Origin of the sequence: Streptomyces javensis, assembly GCF_039525925.1 — a bacterium.
Taxonomy (GTDB): domain Bacteria; phylum Actinomycetota; class Actinomycetes; order Streptomycetales; family Streptomycetaceae; genus Streptomyces; species Streptomyces asiaticus.
The window spans coordinates 1-19,014 of record NZ_BAAAIF010000036.1 but is presented as its reverse complement, the minus strand read 5'-3'; the positions used below and the strand labels follow the sequence as shown (position 1 = coordinate 19,014).

Genomic DNA, 19,014 nt, shown 5'->3' with positions numbered 1-19,014 from the left:
TGAACCGGCGGCGCCCGGTGGGGCCTGGACGGGCCGGGCGGGGCGGTCCGGGCCCGTAACGCCGAGCGGGGCCCGGATACCTGGGGAGGTGTCCGGGCCCCGCTCGTATCAGCCGGTCAGGGCTACTGGTTGGCGTTCTCGCCGCGGTAGTACTCGAAGACCCAGCCGAAGAGACCGACCATGATGACCGGGGCCGAGAAGAAGAGCAGCCACCAGCCGAAGATCACGCCCAGGAACGCCATGGCGCCGCCGACGCCGAGGGAGAGCGGCTGCCAGCTGTGCGGGGAGAAGAATCCCAGCTCGCCGGCGTCGTCCGCGACATCCGCGTCCTTGTTGTCCTGCGCACCGACATCCACCCGGCGGGCCGTGAAGGCCAGGTAGTAGCCGATCATGATGCTCAGCCCGAAGGCCAGGAAGAGCGCCGTGGTGCCGGCCGGCTCCTTCGACCACACGCCATAGACGATCGCCATGACGAGGATGAAGACGGCCAGCCAGATGAACATCCGGCCTTGGACCTTCACTTGCCGGCCTCCTTACCACCCGCGAGGGCCTTGTCATCGTCAGGCGCACCGTGGTTCTCGAGCTGGTCGAGCGCCGCGATCTCCGGGTGGTGCAGGTCGAACGCCGGGGATTCGGAGCGGATCCGCGGCAGGGTGAGGAAGTTGTGCCGCGGGGGCGGGCAGGAGGTCGCCCACTCCAGCGAACGGCCGTAGCCCCAGGGGTCGTCGACCTCGACCTTCTTGCCGTACTTGGCGGTCTTCCAGACGTTGTAGAGGAACGGCAGGATCGACAGGCCCAGCAGGAAGGAGCTGATGGTCGAGATGGTGTTCAGCGTGGTGATGCCGTCGGCCGCCAGGTAGTCGGCGTACCGGCGGGGCATGCCCTCGGCGCCCAGCCAGTGCTGCACCAGGAACGTGCCGTGGAAGCCCACGAACAGCGTCCAGAAGGTGATCTTGCCGAGCCGCTCGTCCAGCATCTTGCCGGTGAACTTGGGCCACCAGAAGTGGAATCCGGCGAACATCGCGAAGACCACGGTGCCGAAGACCACGTAGTGGAAGTGGGCCACCACGAAGTACGAGTCGGAGACGTGGAAGTCCATCGGCGGCGACGCCAGGATCACACCGGTCAGACCACCGAAGGTGAAGGTGATCAGGAAGCCGATCGCCCAGAGCATCGGGGTCTCGAAGCTCAGCGACCCCTTCCACATCGTGCCGATCCAGTTGAAGAACTTGATACCGGTCGGCACCGCGATGAGGAACGTCATGAACGAGAAGAACGGCAGGAGCACTCCGCCGGTGACATACATGTGGTGGGCCCACACCGTCACCGAGAGACCGGCGATCGAAATGGTCGCGGCGATCAGGGAGATGTAACCGAACATCGGCTTCCGGGAGAAGACCGGAATGACCTCGGAGATGATGCCGAAGAACGGCAGCGCGATGATGTACACCTCTGGATGGCCGAAGAACCAGAAGAGGTGTTGCCAGAGCAACGCTCCGCCATTGGCCGCGTCGAAGACATGCGCCCCGAATTTACGGTCCGCCTCCAGGGCGAACAGCGCGGCGGCCAGCACCGGGAAGGCGAGCAGGACCAGCACCGCGGTCAGCAGCACGTTCCAGGTGAAGATCGGCATCCGGAACATCGTCATGCCCGGAGCGCGCATGCAGATGATCGTGGTGATGAAGTTGACCGCACCGAGGATCGTGCCGAAGCCGGAGAGGGCCAGACCCATGATCCACATGTCCGCGCCGATACCCGGCGAACGGACCGCGTCCGACAGCGGGGAGTAGGCGAACCAGCCGAAGTCGGCCGCGCCCTGCGGGGTCAGGAACCCGCCCACCGCGATCAGCGAGCCGAAGAGGTACAGCCAGTACGCGAACATGTTCAGCCGCGGGAACGCCACATCGGGCGCACCGATCTGGAGCGGCATGATCCAGTTCGTGAAGCCCGCGAACAGCGGGGTGGCGAACATCAGCAGCATGATCGTGCCATGCATGGTGAACGCCTGGTTGAACTGCTCGTTCGACATGATCTGCGTACCCGGACGGGCCAGCTCGGCGCGCATGAAGAGCGCCATCAGGCCGCCGATGCAGAAGAACGCGAACGACGTGACGAGGTAGAGCGTGCCGATCGTCTTGTGGTCCGTGGTGGTCAGCCACTTGACGACGACATTGCCCGGCTGCTTCCGACGTACCGGCGCTTGCCGCTCTTGCGAGGCGGCGGTGCCGGCACCCTGGGGTTCGTTGAGGATGCTCACGATGTCCTGGTCTCCGCGTTCTTGGCGGCGTCCGTCTGCTCAATGCCCGCCGGGATGTAGCCGGTCTGGCCCTTCTTCGCCAGCTCCTTGAGGTGCTGCTGGTAACGCTCCGGCGACACGACCTTGACGTTGAAGAGCATCCGGGAGTGGTCGACGCCGCACAGCTCGGCGCACTTGCCCTTGAAGGTGCCCTCGCGGTTCGGAGTGACCTCGAAGCGGTTGGTGTGACCCGGGATGACGTCCATCTTCATCAGGAAGGGGACCACCCAGAACGAGTGGATGACATCGCGGGACGTCAGGATGAACTGGACCGACTCGCCCTTCGGCAGCCACAGGGTCGGGCCCGGGTTGCCGGTCTGCGGGTTCCGCTCACCGGGGGTACCCGCCTCGTAGACGCCCTCGGCGCCCTTGGGGACCGCCTTCAGCATGCGCTTGGGGATCGCGGAGATCTCCTTGGCTTCCTGCTTGGGCGTGGCGGTGGAACCGTCCACGTTCTCCATGTAGTTGAAGCCCCAGCTCCACTGGTAGCCCACCACGTTGACCACGTGGTCGGGCTTCTTGGAGGTCTTGAGGAGCGCGTTCTCATCGCGCGCGGTGAAGTAGAACAACACCGAGACGATGATGATCGGGACCACGGTGTACAGCGCCTCGATCGGCATGTTGTACCGGGTCTGCGCGGGAACCTCGATCTTGGTCCTGCTGCGGCGGTGGAAGATGACCGCCCAGATGATCAGGCCCCAGACCAGGACGCCCGTGGCGAGCGCCGCCGCCCACGAGCCCTGCCACAGGGAGAGGATCCGCGGCGCCTCCTCCGTGACGGGGGTAGGCATTCCGAGGCGGGGGAAGTCCTTGGATGTGCAACCGGTGGCGGTCGCCAGGACCAAGCCCGCGGCCAGCGCCTGCAGCAGCTTCCGCCGCACCGGGCGCCGCGACGAGCGGTCGGAGCCGTTGGGACTCACGTAGCGCCTTCCCGAGAGTCTCGCCCGCGCGGTCGGCCGCGGCCGTCTGTCTGGTCGGTCGCCGGCCCGGTGCGGGCAGGGGTTTGGATGTTTATGCGGACCAAACCCTACTGGACGCCATTTGGGGTCGCGCGGGGAGGGTGCCCAACGCGCCGGGGCGCTCCTCGAAGGGGTGGAATCCCGGGCTCCGGCGGGCTTTTCCGGCCGGGCGCGACCCGGGTTCCGGCGGCGGTCCGGCCGGGGTTCCGGCCTCGGTCCGACCCCGGCTCCGGCTCCGGTCCGCCCCCGGTCCGACCCCGGCTCCGGGCGGGTGCGACCCTGGTTCCGGAGGCGGTGCGATCCCGGCTCCGGTCCCGGTGCGGTTCGGTTGCGCCCCGAAGGGGCGCGGGGCCGTGTCGACGTGCGGCTCCGCCGCGGCTGTGTCGATATGCGGCTCCGCCGCGTGGGCGACCAGCCACGACGCAGCCGAGGACGAACGACCGCACCTCGCGCCACTCCCCCCGGAACGCTTAGCGTTCCTTACGTGCCCTACTTCGACGCGGCCTCATCCGCCCCTCTGCACCCCGTCGCCCGGCAGGCGCTCCTCGCCGCACTCGACGAGGGGTGGGCCGACCCGTCGCGACTGTACCGGGAGGGGCGGCGGGCCCGGCTGCTGCTGGACGCGGCGCGGGAGGCGGCCGCCGAGGCCGTGGGGTGCCGCCCGGACGAGCTCGTCTTCACCCCTTCGGGGACCCGCGCGGTGCACGACGGCGTCGCGGGGGCGCTCGCGGGGCGGCGGCGCGCCGGTCGCCATCTGATCGTCTCCGCCGTGGAGCACTCCTCGGTGCTGCACGCGGCGGCCGCGCACGAGGCGGACGGCGGCACGGTCGCCGAGGTCCCGGTGGACCGTACGGGACGAATCGCGCCGGGTGCGTACGCGGCGGCCCTGCGGGAGGCCCCGGGCGGGGTGGCGCTGGCCTGTCTACAGTCCGCCAACCATGAGGTCGGCACGGTGCAGCCGGTGGCCGAGGCCGCCGAGGAGTGCGCGGCGGCGGACGTACCGCTGCTGGTGGACGCGGCGCAGTCGCTCGGCTGGGGCCCCGTGGAGGGCAATTGGTCGCTTCTGACCGCAAGCGCCCATAAATGGGGCGGTCCTGCCGGGGTGGGACTGCTCGCGGTGCGCAAGGGGGTGCGCTTCCGTACGGTTCAGCCCGCCGATGAACGGGAGTCGGGCCGCTCGCCCGGGTTCGAGAACCTCCCCGCCATCGTCGCCGCGGCCGCCTCGCTGCGGGCCGTCCGGGCCGAGGCAGCGGAGACCGCCGCCGAGGCGGAGCGGCTGCGGGGACTGGTGGAGCGGATCCGGACGCGGGTGCCGGAGCTGGTGCCGGACGTCGAGGTGGTCGGCGACCCGGAGCGGCGACTGCCGCATCTGGTGACCTTCTCCTGTCTCTATGTCGACGGAGAGGCGCTCCTCCACGAGCTGGACCGCGCGGAGTTCTCGGTCTCCTCCGGCTCCTCCTGCACCTCCTCCACGCTGACCCCGAGCCATGTGCTGCGGGCCATGGGGGTGCTGTCCGAGGGCAATGTGCGGGTCTCACTCCCGCGCGGTACGGCCGAGGCGGACGTGGACCGGTTCCTGGAGGCGCTGCCGGGGGTGGTGGCGGGCGTACGGGAGCGCCTGGGCGCCCCGAAGCCGGCCGAACCGGTCGAAGCCGCCGACCCGGCCCCCGAGCCGGAACCCGAGCCCGAGCTGGTGGTCGACTCGCTGGGCAAGCGGTGCCCGATCCCGGTGATCGAGCTGGCCAAGGTGATCGGCGAGGTACCGGTGGGCGGGGTGGTCACGGTCCTGGCCGACGACGAGGCGGCCCGGCTGGACATCCCGGCCTGGTGCGAGATGCGCGGCCAGACCTACGAGGGCGAGCGCCCGGCCGACCGGGGAGTGGCGTACCGGGTGCGCCGCCGCGCCTAGGGGTGTCCGGCGGATGTCGATCGTCTGCGGCGCCGCCGTGGCTGGTCGCGCAGTTCCCCGCGCCCCTTCAGGGCGCCACCGGACCGCGGCCGTCTTCCGCCGCTCCGCCGGGAGACCGGCGGGGCCCAGGGGCGGCGGGACCCAGGGGGCGATGGCCCCCTGGGCGTCCCACGGGTTCAGGGGAGGTGGGCCGCGATCTCGCCCGCCGCGTCATGGCCGTACGCCTTGGCGAGGCGCTCCATGAAGTGGCCGCGGCGCAGCTCGTACTCCTGGGTGCCGACCGTCTCGATGACCAGCGTCGCCAGCATGCAGCCCACCTGGGCGGCCCGCTCCAGCGAGAGGTTCCAGGACAGACCGGAGAGGAAGCCCGCGCGGAAGGCGTCGCCGACGCCGGTCGGGTCGGCCTTCTGCTCCTCCTCCGGGCAGCCGACGACCACGGGCTCCTCGCCCTCGCGGTCGATCCGCACGCCCTGCGCGCCGAGCGTGGTGACGCGGGTGCCGACCTTGGCGAGGATCTGGTCCGCGGTCCAGCCGGTCTTGGTCTCGATCAGCGCGGCCTCGTACTCATTGGTGAAGAGGTACTCCGCGCCGCCGATCAGCAGCCGGATGTCCTCCCCTTCCATGCGGGCGAGCTGCTGGGAGGGGTCGGCGGCGAAGGGGATGCCGCGCGAGCGGCACTCCTCGGTGTGGCGGACCATGGCCTCCGGGTCGTCCGCGCTGATCAGCACCAGGTCGAGGCCGCCGACGCGCTCCGCGACCGGCTGGAGCTCGATCTGGCGGGCCTCGCTCATGGCGCCGGTGTAGAAGGACGCGATCTGGTTGTGGTCGGCGTCGGTGGTGCACACGAAGCGCGCGGTGTGCTGGACCTCGGAGATCCGCACGGACGCGGTGTCCACACCGTGCCGGTCCAGCCAGGCGCGGTAGTCGGCGAAGTCCTCGCCGGCCGCGCCGACCAGGATCGGGCGCAGGCCGAGCACGCCCATGCCGAAACAGATGTTGGGGCCGACTCCGCCGCGGCGGACATCGAGGGTGTCGACCAGGAAGGAGAGGGAGACCGTATGCAGCTGATCGGCGACCAGCTGATCGGCGAAACGGCCGGGGAAGGACATCAGATGGTCGGTGGCGATGGAGCCGGTTACGGCGATACGCACTGAGTCGCTCCTGCGGGGCGGAGAGATCGGACGCTTCACGCTATCTGCTCGGCCCGGTCCATACGAACGGAAGAAACTACCCAATAGTAGGCCTTTTTTCACCGACACCCGCTGAATACGGTGCGTGGATACGGGGGACGCGTCGGCGATACCCAAGGACCGGGAGGCATCATGCCCCAGCACCTCACCCCCGCGTTTCCCGCCACCGGGGCCATCGAGCCCGAATATCTGGAGGAGCTGCGCGGCGACGGCGCACGGATGGCGCCGCACTGGACGGTCACCGTAGCGGCCGCTCCCACCAGGCCCGTTTCCCCGGTCGCCGCCTCCCGGATCCGGGGTATCACGGTGCCCGCCACATCGGCCGATCTGCTGGCCGGCATGTCCGATTACGGCGATTGAAGGAACCGGCCGCGCCCCGGCGCCGTCTCATCGGCATCTCCTCGCGAGGGATGGGACCGTAGAACGTGAGCGGAGCCGAAGGAGCGAAACGGTGAGCACCGAGGACACCGACACCCCGCAGACCCCCGACGACGACACTTCCCGTCCGCGTCGGCGCTCGCCGCTGGCCGTCGTTTCGGTGGCGGCAGCGGTGCTGGTCGCCGGTGGTGGTGGCGCCTACTGGGCCTCCACCGCGGCGGACGGCGGCACCCGGGGTCCGGGCGCGTCGGGCGAGAACGGATCGCCGAAACCCCTCGCACTGGACGCCTACGCCTTCCCGGGCGGAGAGCGGGACGGGAACGAGGGCATCGCGCCCGGTGAGCCCGACCCGCACGGCGGCCGCTATGTGGTGACGGGCAAGCTGCCGGACGGGCCCGACAAGGCCCCGGTGTATCTGACCGGCCCGAAGGTCACCAAGGCCGATGTGGCGCGGCTGGCGAAGGCCCTGGACGTCTCCGGCAGCCCCCGTGCCGACCACGGGTACTGGAAGGTGGGCGGCACCCCGGACGCGAGCGGCCCGACGCTGCGGGTGAGCCGGACCGGGCCGGGCAGCTGGTCGTACTCCCGCTACGGGGCGCCGGGCGACACCTCCTGCGTCCACCCGGACGGGAAGAAGGCGCCCCAGAGCACCCGGACCGACAAGGGCGACGGGGCGGCCAAGGTCGACAAGAGCTGCCCCACCTACCGCGACGGCGACAAGCGCGGTGACAACGGCGCCGCCGAGGGCCGCGACAAGGCCGTCTCCGAGGAGAAGGCCCAGAGCGCCGCCGAGCCGGTGCTCAAGGCGCTCGGACTGTCGGACGCCGAGCTGGACGCGAGCGGCCTCTACGGCGCCGTGCGGATGGTGAACGCGGACCCCAAGGTGGGTGATCTGCCCACCTACGGCTGGGGCACCAATCTCCAGGTCGGGGCCGACGGCCAGCTGGTCGGCGGCAGCGGGACGCTGTCGAAGCCCAAGGAGGACGACAGCTATCCGGTGCTCAGCGCGGAGCAGGCGCTCCAGCGGCTGAACTCGACGTCGGGCAGGAGCGACGGCCCCTCGGGCAAGGTGAGCGTGCGCAAGGTGACGTTCGGCCTCGCCTCGCACATGGTGGACGGCCGGCGGGCGCTGGTGCCGTCGTGGATCTTCGAGACCAAGCCGACCGGGACCAACCGGGTGGCGGTCACCCTCCCCTACCCCGCGGTGAAGCCGGAGTTCATCAAGAAGGCGAAGGAGCCGGGCCACTCCCCCTCACCGGGCAAGGGGGACAGCACCTCCAAGCCGGATCACCTCACCTCGTACAGCGTGGACGGCAAGACCCTGACGCTGCGCTTCTGGGGCGGGGTCTGCAACACCTACTCGGTCTCCGCGAAGGAGACCTCCGACAAGGTGACGCTGGACCTCAAGAGCGAGCCGAAGCATCCGGGGCGGGCCTGCATCCTCATCGCCAAGCAGCTGGAGCGGAAGGTGACACTGAAGGAGCCGCTGGACGGCCGGAAGGTCGTGGACGGGTCCACGGGTGAGACGGTGCCACTGCGGAAGTGAGCGAACGGCTCAGGACGGCCGGAAGGGGGCGGGCCCATCGGGCCCGCCCCCTTCCGTCGTGCTGTTTACTCCGCCGCGCCCGGGGGCTCAGCTGAAGGAGTCGCCGCAGGCGCAGGAGCCCGTGGCGTTCGGGTTGTCGATGGTGAAGCCCTGCTTCTCGATGGTGTCGACGAAGTCGATCGAGGCACCGCCCAGGTACGGGGCGCTCATGCGGTCGGTCACGACCTTCACGCCGCCGAAGTCCTTGACGACGTCGCCGTCGAGCGAGCGCTCGTCGAAGAAGAGCTGGTAGCGCAGGCCGGAGCAGCCGCCGGGCTGGACGGCGACGCGCAGCGCGAGGTCGTCGCGGCCCTCCTGCTCCAGCAGGCTCTTGACCTTCGACGCGGCGGCGTCGGACAGGATGATGCCCTCGCTCGCGGTGGTCTCGTCCTGAACGGTCATCTGCTTCTCTCCCGGGTCGTACGGACTGCTTGCCGTTGGCACAAACCAACGGCGTCCCGGATTCATTCCGGGCCCAAGCGCCTATCTCCTACTGCCCTTCATGCTCGCATACGGGCGGACACACCGGAATGCGTCACATCGACACAATGCCTCTCGTCAACGTGACGTGAAGCAGCTATGATAGATAGCGTCATTCTGACGATTAGGGTTCCCAGCGAAGAAAGAAGGGTGCGTGACGTGACCACCGCCCAACCCCTCGACGTGCAGCCGACCCCGCTCGCTCTGCTGCTTCTCGGCCGGGAGGCCGACCCCCGGAGCGAGCGCGGTGTGGAGTGCCCGGGAGACCTCCCGGCGCCCTCCGACCCGGATCTGGTGGCCCGCGCCCGCGCGGCCAAGGAGAAGCTCGGGGACAAGGTCTTCGTGCTCGGCCACCACTACCAGCGCGACGAGGTCATCGAGTTCGCTGATGTCACCGGAGACTCCTTCAAGCTCGCCCGGGACGCGGCCGCGCGGCCGGACGCCGAGTACATCGTCTTCTGCGGTGTGCACTTCATGGCCGAGTCCGCCGACATCCTCACCACCGACGCCCAGCAGGTCGTCCTCCCCGATCTGGCGGCCGGCTGCTCGATGGCCGACATGGCCACGGCCGAGCAGGTCGCCGAGTGCTGGGAGGTGCTCACCGAGGCCGGTGTGGCGGATGTGACGGTGCCCGTCTCGTATATGAACTCCTCCGCCGACATCAAGGCGTTCACCGGTCGCCACGGCGGCACGATCTGCACCTCCTCCAATGCCCAGCGGGCGCTGGAGTGGGCGTTCCAGCAGGGCCAGAAGGTGCTGTTCCTGCCCGATCAGCACCTGGGGCGCAATACGGCGGTCCGCGACATGGGCATGTCGCTGGAGGACTGCGTCGTCTACAACCCGCACAAGCCGAACGGCGGGCTCACCCCCGAGGAGCTGCGCGCCGCCACGATGATCCTGTGGCGCGGACACTGCTCGGTGCACGGCCGCTTCTCGCTGGACTCGGTCAACGATGTGCGCGAGCGCATACCGGGTGTGAACGTGCTGGTGCACCCCGAGTGCAAGCACGAGGTCGTGGCGGCGGCGGACTACGTGGGCTCGACCGAGTACATCATCAAGGCCCTGGAGGCCGCCCCGGCCGGTTCGAAGTGGGCGATCGGCACCGAGCTGAACCTCGTACGGCGCCTGGCCAATCGTTTCGCCGACCAGGGCAAGGAGATCGTCTTCCTCGACAAGACGGTCTGCTTCTGCTCGACCATGAACCGGATCGATCTGCCGCATCTGGTGTGGGCGCTGGAGTCGCTGGTAGCCGGCAAGGTGGTCAACCGCATCCAGGTCGACGAGGAGACCGAGCACTTCGCCAAGGTGGCGCTGGAGCGGATGCTGGCGCTGCCGTAGGCGGCGTTGTCTCCCCTCCCCGCCCCTTCCCACAACTGGGGCTCCGCCCCGGCCCGGGGGCTGGGGCGGAGGCTCGGTTTTGGGAAGGGGCGGGGAGGGGAAAGGTCCGCCGGACGCCCGCTACGCGCCCGCGCGGACCAGCCCCGTCTCGTAGGCGATCACCACCAGCTGGGCGCGGTCGCGGGCGCTCAGCTTGGCCATCGCGCGGTTGACATGCGTCTTGACCGTGAGCGGGCTGACCTCCAGCCGGGCGGCGATCTCGTCGTTGGACAGCCCGCCGCCCACCTGGACCAGGACCTCCCGCTCGCGCACGGTCAGGGCGTCCAGCCGTGAGGAGTCATAGGCGTCCTCGCCGCCGCTTCCGTCGCCCTGGGCCAGAAAGCGGGCGATCAGCCCCTTGGTCGCGGCCGGGGACAGCAGCGCCTCGCCCGCCGCCGCGATACGGATCGCCGCGAGCAGCTCATCGGGTTCGGCGCCCTTGCCGAGGAAGCCGCTGGCCCCCGCCCGCAGCGAGTCCACCACGTACTCGTCCACCTCGAAGGTCGTCAGCATGACCACCCGTACGTCCTTGAGCTGCGGATCTTCGGTGATCATGCGAGTGGCGGCCAGCCCGTCCGTACCGGGCATCCGGATGTCCATCAGGACGACGTCGGCGCCCCGGGCCCGGGCGATCTCCACCGCCTCCGCCCCGTCGGACGCCTCGCCCACCACCTCCATGTCCGGCTCGGAGGCCACCAGGACGCGGAACGCGCTGCGCAGCAGCGCCTGATCGTCCGCCAGCAGCACCTTGATCGTCATGAGTCCCCTCCCCTACGCGGCTGCATAGGAAGTCTCACCCGCACCCGGAAACCGCCCTCGGGCAGGGGTCCCGCCTCGCAACTGCCGCGCAGCGCGGTCACCCGCTCGCGCATCCCCAGCAGGCCGTGTCCGCCGCCACCGGTCGACGTACCGTCCGCCCCGGGTGCCCCGGATCCGCCCGCGCCGTCCGGCGCCTCCTCGGGACCCTCGGTCCGCGCCCCCGCCCCGTCGTCCTCGATCGTGACCTCCAGCTCGTCCGCGACCCTGGCGATACGGATCTCGGCCGTGGCCCCGGGCCCGGCGTGCTTGTGCACATTGGTCAGCGCCTCCTGGACGACCCGGTAGGCCGTGAGGTCCACCGAACCCGGCAGCGGGCCCAGCTTCTCCGGCGGTTCCGCCCGCACCCGGACCCGCATCCCGGCCCGTACGAAGCCGTCCACGAGCTGGTCCAGCACGGCGATGCCGGGGGCCGGTTCGGTGGGGGCGGCGGGGTCGCCGTACTGCCGCAGCAGGCCGACCGTGGCCCGCAGCTCCTCCAGCGCCGAGCGGCTCGCCTGCCGTACGTGCGCGAGCGCCTCCTTGGCCTGGTCCGGGCGGTTGTCCATGACATGGGACGCGACCCCGGCCTGGACGTTGACCAGCGCGATGTGATGCGCCACGACATCGTGCAGCTCACGGGCGATCCGCAGCCGCTCCTCGGCGACCCGGCGGCGCGCCTCCTCCTCACGGGTGCGCTCGGCGCGGACCGCCCGCTCCTCGATGGCGGCGATATAGGCGCGCCGACTGCGCACCGCGTCACCGGCGGCCGCGGCCAGCCCGGTCCAGGCGAACAGGCCCCAGTTCTCCTGTGAGTACCAGGGGTTGAGCGCGAAGAGCATCGCGGCGCCGGTGAGCAGTACGGCCGTGGCGGCGCCGACCCGCCAGGTGGTGGGGCGGTCGGTGCGGGCCGCCACGGTGTAGAGCGCCACCACCACCCCGAACACGATCGAGGTGCGTGGCGGGCCCACGTCATTGGTGACGAGCTCGGTGAGGGTGAGGGCGACGTTGAAGGCGAGCACCCCGCGGGGCAGATCGCGGCGGACCACCAGCGAGGCGGCCGCGAGCACGGCCAGCAGCACGAAGAGGGCGCCCAGCGACTGGTGGCGCATGCGCGGACCGGCCACCGCGCCGATCAGGATCAGCGCGAGGACCGCCAGCGCCACCAGGGTGTCCAGGGCACGGGGGTGGGCGCACAGCCAGCGGTGCGGACGGGCCAGGCCCGGCCCGACGGCGAGGGGAGTCACGGAATCCAACGGTAAGGGCCGCGGCGGGCCGCCCGGCTTCGTGGGCGGCCCGTACCCGACCGGTGCGGGGAGGTACGACCTGTGCTGGAGTGTGGATCCGGGAGCGCGCCGCACTAGCCCGGAATGAGGCCGTCGTCCTTGAGCATCGCCTTGACTTCCTCGAGGGTCGCGTCGGCGGCGGGGAGGATCAGCTCGGACGGCTGGAGCGCGTCGTCGGGCAGGGGCTCACCGGCCGAGCGCACCGCGTCCAGCAGCGCGCCCAGGGTCCTCCGGAAGCCCTCGTGATCGCCGCCCTCGATCTCCGCGAGCAGCTCGTCGTCCAGCCTGTTCAGTCCGGGCAGATGGCTCTCGGCCACCAGCACCTGGCCCTCCCCCATGATCCGTACGATCACGACGACCTCCTTGGAGACCTCGCCCAGGCGGGGGCGCGGGCTACTGCTTGTCGAACTTGTGCTGGGTCCGGGACTGCTGCGACTCGTCCGTCTTGCCGCCCTCGATCGCCTGCTGCGGGCTGCCGCCGGCCAACTCCGCCTTCATCCGCTGAAGCTCCAGCTCCACGTCCGTACCGCCGGAGATCCGGTCCAGCTCGGCCGCGATGTCGTCCTTGGCCATACCGGACTGGTCGTCCAGGGCGCCGGAGGCCAGCAGCTCGTCGATCGCGCCCGCGCGCGCCTGGAGCTGCGCCGTCTTGTCCTCGGCACGCTGGATCGCCATGCCGACGTCGCCCATCTCCTCGGAGATGCCGGAGAACGCCTCGCCGATGCGGGTCTGGGCCTGGGCCGCGGTGTAGGTGGCCTTGATGGTCTCCTTGCGCGTACGGAAGGCGTCGACCTTGGCCTGGAGCCGCTGGGCGGCCAGGGTCAGCTTCTCCTCCTCGCCCTGGAGCGTCTGGTGCTGGGTCTCCAGGTCGGTGACCTGCTGCTGCAACGCGGCGCGGCGGGACAGCGCCTCGCGGGCCAGGTCCTCCCGGCCGAGCGCGAGCGCCTTGCGGCCCTGGTCCTCCAGCTTGGTGGACTGGCCCTGCAACTGGTTGAGCTGAAGCTCCAGGCGCTTGCGCGAGGTCGCCACGTCGGCGACACCGCGGCGCACCTTCTGGAGCAGCTCCAGCTGCTTCTGGTACGAGTAGTCAAGGGTTTCGCGCGGGTCCTCGGCCCGGTCCAGGGCCTTGTTGGCCTTCGCGCGGAAGATCATCCCCATACGCTTCATGACACCGCTCATGGGCCTCGCGCGCCCCCTTCTGACGGACGTGTGACTCCGGCACTCCAACAGACCCAGCCTACGGGCCCTGCTTCCATTACCGCACTGTTCGAGCCCGCTCGCGCTCCTCCGCAGGGACGATCAGACGGTGGGAGCCTCCGGCGCAAGGAGGAGTGCGCCCCCTGTGTCCCGATTAGGACGGGACTCCGTTGCCTGATCGTTCCCCCAGAGGCTGGGGCGCACACCCCGCAACCCGTACCCTTGGGCTTTGTGTTCCGAAGCCGTTCCAAGGATGAGCAGGCCGCTACCACCAAGGTGACCGCGGACCAGCCGCAGCAGACCCGTGACCCGCAGGCGCCCAAGGGCCGCCCCACTCCCAAGCGGAGCGAGGCCCAGACGCAGCGCCGCAGCCTGGCGAAGACGCCGGCCAACCGTAAGGACGCCACGAAGCGTGCGCGCGAGGCCCGCCGCGCCGATCTGGCCCGGCAGCGCCAGGCGCTGGCCGGGGGCGACGAGCGGTATCTGCCGGCCCGCGACAAGGGCCCGGTGCGGCGGTTCGCCCGCGACTACGTGGACTCGCGGTTCTCCGTCGCCGAGTACTTCCTGCCGCTCGCGGTGGTCATCCTGGTGCTGAGCATGGTCCGGGCCGGCGCCATGCAGAGCTATGTGCTGCTGGCGTGGATGGTGGTGATCGTCCTCATCGTGATCAACTCCCTCGTCCTCGGCGTCCAGCTCAAGCGGCAGCTGCGCAAGCGCTTCCCCGACGAGAATCTGCGCGGCGCGGTGGCGTACGCACTGATGCGCACCCTCCAGATGCGCCGACTGCGGCTGCCCAAGCCGCAGGTCAAGCGCGGGGAGCGGCCCTGAGCGGCCCATCCTCCGGCTTCGCCGGCGGAGCGGCCGGCTGGCTGAGCCACCTAGGGGGCCTGCGGAACACCGTCCGGCAGGCACTGGTCGCCCACCAGCTCGATGAGCAGATCACCGCACGCTTCCCGGTGGGGCAGCGGCTGCGGATGCTCGACGTGGGCGTCGGCCAGGGCACCCAGGCCCTGCGGCTGGCCCGCGCGGGCCATGTGGTGACCGGTCTTGAGTCCGACGCCACCATGCTGGAGGCGGCCCGCGCCGCGCTCGCCGAGGAGCCCGAGGGCATCCGGGGACGGGTGCGGCTGCTCGAGGGCGACGGCCGGGAGACCGGGGCACACTTCCTGCCGGGCACCTTCGATGTGGTGCTGTGCCACGGCGTGCTGATGTACGTGTCCGAACCCGATCCGCTGCTCGCCGGACTGGCCCGGGTGCTGGCCCCCGGCGGTCTGCTCTCGCTGTTGGTGCGCAACGGTGACGCGCTGGCGATGCGGCCCGGTCTTGCCGGGGACTTCGACACCGCGCTGGCCGCCTTCGACTCCCCCTCGTACACCAACCGGATCGGGCTGCCGGTGCGCGCCGACCGGCGCGAGGAGCTGGCCGAGACCCTCACCGCGATCGGCGCGCCGCTGCATGCCTGGTACGGCGTGCGGGTCTTCACCGACCTCGCCCCGGACGACGCGGAACCGCCGGGCTCCCCTGAGTGGGAGCGGCTGTTGACGGCCGAGGAGCGGGCCGGTCGCACGGATCCCTACCGGGCGGTGGCGGCGCTGCTGCATCTGTGCGGAGTGCGCGGCTGAACCGGGCGGCCGGGCGGCGGGTGGGGTGGCGGTCAGGACCGCCACCCCATGCCTTCGCCCATTCGGCGTCTATTCGGCGCTATTCGGCGCGCAGGCTCATCGGGCCGTAGATCTTCTTCCCGTCCTCGAAGAGGGTCACCTGCTCCGCGCCTCCCTCGAGGAGCTCCCGCCACTCCTCACCGATCCACGACTCCGCGTCCCCCTGGGTCGGGAACTCCTCCGGCTGCACCGCGGGCTTCGTCTCCGTCCCGTCGGACTTCTCGAACCGCCATGTCCACGCCATTCCAGCCTCCTCCATCCCGCCGACCCACGGGTGATACCCGCCGGTCCACAGCTGATGTCTGCCCGCAGCCTAGGTGACTGATCACTCCGTACGGGGTGACCCCGCGCGACCCGTGGGAACGGACGCGAGACGATCGGGGCGTGGAACTCACTCTTCTGGGCACCGGGGCCCCCGACGGGCTGCCGCGCCACGGCTGCCCCTGCGCCGCCTGTGCCGCCGCCGTCGGCGAGGAGGCGCGGGCCGCCACCTCGCTGCTGATCGACGGCGCGCTGCTGATCGATCTCACCCCGGGGGCCGCCTTCGCCGCCGCGCGGGCCGGGTACTCGCTGGTGGGCGTCCGCCAGGTGCTGCTCTCCCATCCGCACGCGGGGCCGGCCGTCGAGTTCCCGGCCGGGCTGCCGGCGCCGGGCCGGGTGCCGGACGGCCGCACCCTGTCCCTGATCAGCGGCCACCGGGTGCGGGCGGTCGCGCTGGACACCCCCGGCACCGGCTACGAGGTCGCCGGGCCCGACGGCACCCGGCTGCTGTACCTCCCGCCGGGCGCGGCCGCCGCCGGGCTCCCGAACCCGGCCGAGCCGTACGACATGGTGCTGCTCGACGTGCTGGGCCGCCCAGACGCGCTGGCCGCCCTCCGCGCTTCGGGCGCCGTGGGCGCCACCACCGATGTGCTGGCCGTCCACCTCGACCACACCACCCCGCCCGGCCGGGAGCTGCACCGCCGCCTCGCCACGGCGGGGGCGCGGGCGGTGCCGGACGGGCAGACGCTGATCGTCGGCGAGTACCACGCGGTGCCGGACCTGCCGCGCCGCACGCTGGTGCTGGGCGGCGCCCGGTCCGGCAAGTCCCTCGAGGCGGAACGGCGGCTGGCCGCGTTCCCCGACGTCCTGTACGTCGCGACGAGCGGCACCCGCGAGGGCGACCCCGAGTGGGCCGCCCGCGTCGCCGCCCACCGCGACCGCCGCCCCGGATCCTGGCGCACCACCGAGACCTGCGACCTGCCTCCGCTGCTCGCCGAGGACGGGCCACCGCTGCTCATCGACTGCCTGGCGCTGTGGCTCACCGACGCGATGGACTCCGTGAGCGCCTGGGACGACGAGAAGTGGGCGCACGGCGGCGAACGCGCCCTCCACGAACGCGTCTCCGCCCTCGTCGCGGCGGTCCGTGCCACGACCCGTACGGTCGTCGCGGTGAGCAACGAGGTCGGCTCGGGTGTCGTGCCCGCGACCGCCTCCGGCCGCCGCTTCCGTGACGAACTGGGCCGTCTGAACGCGGCGTTCGCCGAGGAGTGTGAGCAGGTGCTGTTGGTGGTGGCGGGTCAGCCCTTGCCGCTGCGCGGCTGATCGCGCGTCGGGGTCCTGGGTGCGGGGGCTGCGGGGTGCTAGGTGCGAGGCTGGTGGGCGCGGGGTCCTGGGCTCGGGGCCGCTCGGCGCGGGGCTGCTCGGCGCGGGGCTACTGGGCGCGAGGCTGCTCGGCTCGGGGCTACTCGGCTCGGTTGGGTGCTCGGCTCGGGGCTACTCGGCTCGGGGCTACTGGGCGCGAGGCTACTGGGCGCGAGGCTGCTCGGCGCGAGGCTACTCGGCGCGGTTGGGTGCTCGGCTCGGGGCCGCTCGGCTCGGTTGGGTGCTCGGCTCGGTTGGGTGCGGCTTTCGTCTCGCGCCTTCGGCGCAGTTGAGCAGCGGGGCAGGGGGTGGGGGGCGCGGCGCCGCCGCCGGGCGCCGGGCCGGTGGGGCTGGGCGCCGGTGGCGGCCTCCCGCTTCGACGGCCGACGCCCCTCCGGACTGCGGGCCGGTGGTCCCGACGGCGGGTCCTCCGGGTACCCCTCTCGAAAACACTTGATCTGGCGCAACTAATTTGTCAAACGTTTTCGGAGGGGGTACCCCGGCAGTCCGGCAACGGGCCCAGCCCCCGTGGGCCCGAGCCGCCACGGTCCCCGCGCCCCACCGGCCCGGCGCCCGGCGACGCGGCCCGCGCCCCACCTCCTGCCCCGCTGCTCAATTGCGCCGAAGGCGCGAGACGGCGGCGCGGCCGACCGAGCCGAGTAGGCCGACGCGGACCCCGGCCTGTGCCCGGCCCGTTGACCCCCGGGCGGGGGCCGCGCGGGGATCAACGGGCGGACGCCGTACCGGTTCCCGGGGCGCCCGGTAGGGTTCGCCAGGTGAGTGCTCTCAATCTCGATGACTTCGTCGACCTGATCGAGCGCCCCGACGGGGGCATCCGGCGTGACGCCGAGGAGCGCCGCGAGCGGCTCGCGTTGCCGCCGGGTGCGCTCGGGCGGCTGGACGAACTGGGCGAGTGGCTGGCCGCCGCTCAGCAGCGGGTGCCGGTCAAGCCCATCGAGCAGCCCCGCGTGGTCCTCTTCGCCGGCGACCACGGCGTCTCCGACCTCGGTGTCTCCGCCCGCCCCGCCAGGAGCGCCCACCGTCTGGTCCGCGCCGTGCTCGACGGCGAGAGCCCGGCCGCCGTCCTCGCCGCCCGTCTCGGCGCGCCCGTCCGCGTCATCGACATGGCCCTGGACTGCGACCCCGAGGACCTTCCCGAAGACGTCACCCGCCACCGCGTACGCCGGGCGTCGGGCCGGATCGACCTCGAGGACGCGCTCACCCTGGACGAGGCCGAGCGGGCCTTCCGCGCCGGGATGGCCATCGCCGACGAGGAGGCGGACTCCGGCACGGACCTCCTCGTCCTCGGTGACCTCAGCGTCGGCGGCACGACCGCCGCGGCCACGCTGATCGCCGCGCTGTGCGGTACGGACGCGTCCGTGGTCACCGGCCGTGGCGGGGCCGCCATCGACGACCTCGCCTGGATGCGCAAGTGCGCCGCCATCCGTGACGGGCTGCGCCGCGCCCGCCCGGTGCTCGGCGATCAGCTCCAGTTGCTGGCCACCGTCGGCGGTGCCGACCTCGCCGCGATCACCGGCTTCCTGCTCCAGAGCGCCGTACGCCGCACCCCCGTGATCCTCGACGGCGTTGTCTCGGCGGCCTGCGCGCTGGTCGCCCAGCGGGTGGCGTTCCGCGCCCCGGACTGGTGGCTGGCCGGTCAGGCCAGCGGCGAGCCGGGGCAGGAGAAGGCCCTCGACCGCATCGCCCTCACCCCGCTGCTCGACCACGGGGTCACGGTCGGCGAGGGCACGGGCGCGCTGCTCGCCCTGCCGCTCGTGCAGGCGGCCGCGGCCCTGCACGCGGAGCTCCCGGAGCGCGACGGCTAGGGACCGGACCCACGGGTGTCCGCCACGTGGCCAGGGCTCCGCCCACCCCTGGACCCCGGGGCCTGGGGCGAAGCCCCGCCTTCCAGCCCCTCCGGCACCTGAGGAGCAGGGCCTGGCACAGAGCCCCGCCTTCCAGCCCCTCCGGCACCTGAGGAGCAGGGCCTGGCACAGAGCCCCGCCTTCCAGCCCCTCCGGCACCTGAGGAGCAGGGCCTGGCACAGAGCCCCGCCTTCCAGCCCCTCCGGCACCTGAGGAGCAGGGCCTGGGACAGGGCCCCGCCTTCCAGCCCCTCCGGCGTTTGAGGAGCGGGGGCTGGGGCGGAGCCCCAGTTGCGGGAAGGGGCGGGTAGGGGAACGGCGGTTTCTAGGAGTCGTCGCAACACGTGGTTGTGTTGATCAGGCTGCGAGCAGTTTATGCAGGCGCTCGGCTGGGGTTTCCCAGCCGAGCGTTTT

General features: G+C 71.6%; 18 protein-coding genes. 8 read left to right on the top strand and 10 right to left on the bottom strand.

Annotated features, from left to right (window positions below; translation table 11 throughout):
• Positions 1-122: 122 nt before the first annotated feature.
• Genes ABD329_RS27765 through ctaC form a run of 3 tightly spaced genes read right to left on the bottom strand, consistent with a single transcriptional unit; the run spans position 123 to position 3,216 of the window.
• Positions 123-521 carry a cytochrome c oxidase subunit 4 gene (locus tag ABD329_RS27765; RefSeq protein ID WP_086884099.1) on the bottom strand — a complete coding sequence of 133 codons (399 nt, stop codon included), beginning with the start codon at positions 519-521 and terminating at the stop codon, positions 123-125.
• Positions 518-2,257, bottom strand: coding sequence for an aa3-type cytochrome oxidase subunit I (ctaD, locus tag ABD329_RS27760; RefSeq protein WP_182468899.1), 1,740 nt, complete (start codon positions 2,255-2,257; stop codon positions 518-520). The genes ABD329_RS27765 and ctaD overlap by 4 nt, the downstream gene beginning before the upstream one ends.
• Positions 2,254-3,216 (bottom strand): aa3-type cytochrome oxidase subunit II, encoded by a 963-nt coding sequence (gene ctaC, locus ABD329_RS27755; protein ID WP_198277317.1) that lies wholly within the window; start codon positions 3,214-3,216, stop codon positions 2,254-2,256. The genes ctaD and ctaC overlap by 4 nt, the downstream gene beginning before the upstream one ends.
• A 523-nt stretch (positions 3,217-3,739) precedes the next feature.
• Between ctaC and ABD329_RS27750 the strand changes: the two genes are divergently transcribed.
• On the top strand, positions 3,740-5,164 hold the full coding sequence (locus ABD329_RS27750; RefSeq protein WP_198277316.1) for a cysteine desulfurase/sulfurtransferase TusA family protein: 1,425 nt from the start codon (positions 3,740-3,742) through the stop codon (positions 5,162-5,164).
• A 176-nt stretch (positions 5,165-5,340) separates the two neighbouring features.
• Here ABD329_RS27750 and ABD329_RS27745 read toward each other — a convergent pair whose 3' ends face one another.
• Complete coding sequence (locus tag ABD329_RS27745; protein ID WP_198277315.1) at positions 5,341-6,315, bottom strand: carbohydrate kinase family protein; 975 nt, start codon at positions 6,313-6,315, stop codon at positions 5,341-5,343.
• A gap of 171 nt (positions 6,316-6,486) precedes the next feature.
• Here ABD329_RS27745 and ABD329_RS27740 point away from each other — a divergent pair, with 171 nt between their 5' ends.
• The gene (locus ABD329_RS27740) at positions 6,487-6,714 is read left to right on the top strand and encodes a hypothetical protein (protein WP_198277314.1); all 228 of its coding nucleotides are present in this window, start codon (positions 6,487-6,489) and stop codon (positions 6,712-6,714) included.
• A 91-nt stretch (positions 6,715-6,805) separates the two neighbouring features.
• A complete protein-coding gene (locus ABD329_RS27735) occupies positions 6,806-8,278 on the top strand; it encodes a hypothetical protein (RefSeq protein WP_198277313.1) in 1,473 nt (490 codons plus the stop codon).
• An 87-nt stretch (positions 8,279-8,365) separates the two neighbouring features.
• On the opposite strand, the gene ABD329_RS27730 is transcribed toward ABD329_RS27735, so the two are convergent.
• Positions 8,366-8,719, bottom strand: a complete 354-nt coding sequence (locus ABD329_RS27730; RefSeq protein ID WP_020871998.1) for a HesB/IscA family protein — start codon at positions 8,717-8,719, stop codon at positions 8,366-8,368.
• A 228-nt stretch (positions 8,720-8,947) separates the two neighbouring features.
• Here ABD329_RS27730 and nadA point away from each other — a divergent pair, with 228 nt between their 5' ends.
• Positions 8,948-10,135, top strand: a complete 1,188-nt coding sequence (nadA, locus tag ABD329_RS27725; protein WP_198277312.1) for a quinolinate synthase NadA — start codon at positions 8,948-8,950, stop codon at positions 10,133-10,135.
• Between the two features lie 120 nt (positions 10,136-10,255).
• Here the strand turns inward: nadA and ABD329_RS27720 are convergent, their stop codons facing one another.
• The 4 genes from ABD329_RS27720 to ABD329_RS27705 form a co-directional block, all read right to left on the bottom strand.
• Positions 10,256-10,933 carry a response regulator transcription factor gene (locus ABD329_RS27720; RefSeq protein ID WP_198282444.1) on the bottom strand — a complete coding sequence of 226 codons (678 nt, stop codon included), beginning with the start codon at positions 10,931-10,933 and terminating at the stop codon, positions 10,256-10,258.
• The gene (locus ABD329_RS27715; RefSeq protein WP_425574385.1) at positions 10,930-12,225 is read right to left on the bottom strand and encodes a sensor histidine kinase; all 1,296 of its coding nucleotides are present in this window, start codon (positions 12,223-12,225) and stop codon (positions 10,930-10,932) included. Before ABD329_RS27715 ends, ABD329_RS27720 begins: the two co-directional genes overlap by 4 nt.
• A 104-nt stretch (positions 12,226-12,329) precedes the next feature.
• Complete coding sequence (pspAA, locus tag ABD329_RS27710; RefSeq protein WP_020871994.1) at positions 12,330-12,608, bottom strand: PspA-associated protein PspAA; 279 nt, start codon at positions 12,606-12,608, stop codon at positions 12,330-12,332.
• A 40-nt stretch (positions 12,609-12,648) separates the two neighbouring features.
• The gene (locus tag ABD329_RS27705; RefSeq protein WP_185058022.1) at positions 12,649-13,434 is read right to left on the bottom strand and encodes a PspA/IM30 family protein; all 786 of its coding nucleotides are present in this window, start codon (positions 13,432-13,434) and stop codon (positions 12,649-12,651) included.
• Positions 13,435-13,683: 249 nt separating this feature from the next.
• On the opposite strand from ABD329_RS27705, the gene ABD329_RS27700 reads away from it, so the two are divergent.
• Both ABD329_RS27700 and ABD329_RS27695 read left to right on the top strand, forming a co-directional pair.
• Positions 13,684-14,280, top strand: a complete 597-nt coding sequence (locus tag ABD329_RS27700) for a DUF3043 domain-containing protein (protein ID WP_198281138.1) — start codon at positions 13,684-13,686, stop codon at positions 14,278-14,280.
• 59 nt (positions 14,281-14,339) lie between these two features.
• Positions 14,340-15,074, top strand: a complete 735-nt coding sequence (locus ABD329_RS27695) for a methyltransferase domain-containing protein (RefSeq protein ID WP_198281140.1) — start codon at positions 14,340-14,342, stop codon at positions 15,072-15,074.
• Between the two features lie 79 nt (positions 15,075-15,153).
• Here ABD329_RS27695 and ABD329_RS27690 read toward each other — a convergent pair whose 3' ends face one another.
• A complete protein-coding gene (locus ABD329_RS27690) occupies positions 15,154-15,357 on the bottom strand; it encodes a hypothetical protein (protein ID WP_046084445.1) in 204 nt (67 codons plus the stop codon).
• 140 nt (positions 15,358-15,497) lie between these two features.
• Between ABD329_RS27690 and ABD329_RS27685 the strand changes: the two genes are divergently transcribed.
• Together ABD329_RS27685 and cobT are read left to right on the top strand one after the other, a co-directional pair.
• On the top strand, positions 15,498-16,697 hold the full coding sequence (locus ABD329_RS27685; RefSeq protein WP_198281139.1) for a bifunctional adenosylcobinamide kinase/adenosylcobinamide-phosphate guanylyltransferase: 1,200 nt from the start codon (positions 15,498-15,500) through the stop codon (positions 16,695-16,697).
• A gap of 815 nt (positions 16,698-17,512) precedes the next feature.
• Positions 17,513-18,562: a nicotinate-nucleotide--dimethylbenzimidazole phosphoribosyltransferase gene (gene cobT / locus ABD329_RS27680; RefSeq protein WP_198280321.1), complete on the top strand. Its 1,050-nt coding sequence runs from the start codon at positions 17,513-17,515 to the stop codon at positions 18,560-18,562.
• Positions 18,563-19,014 lie beyond the last annotated feature (452 nt).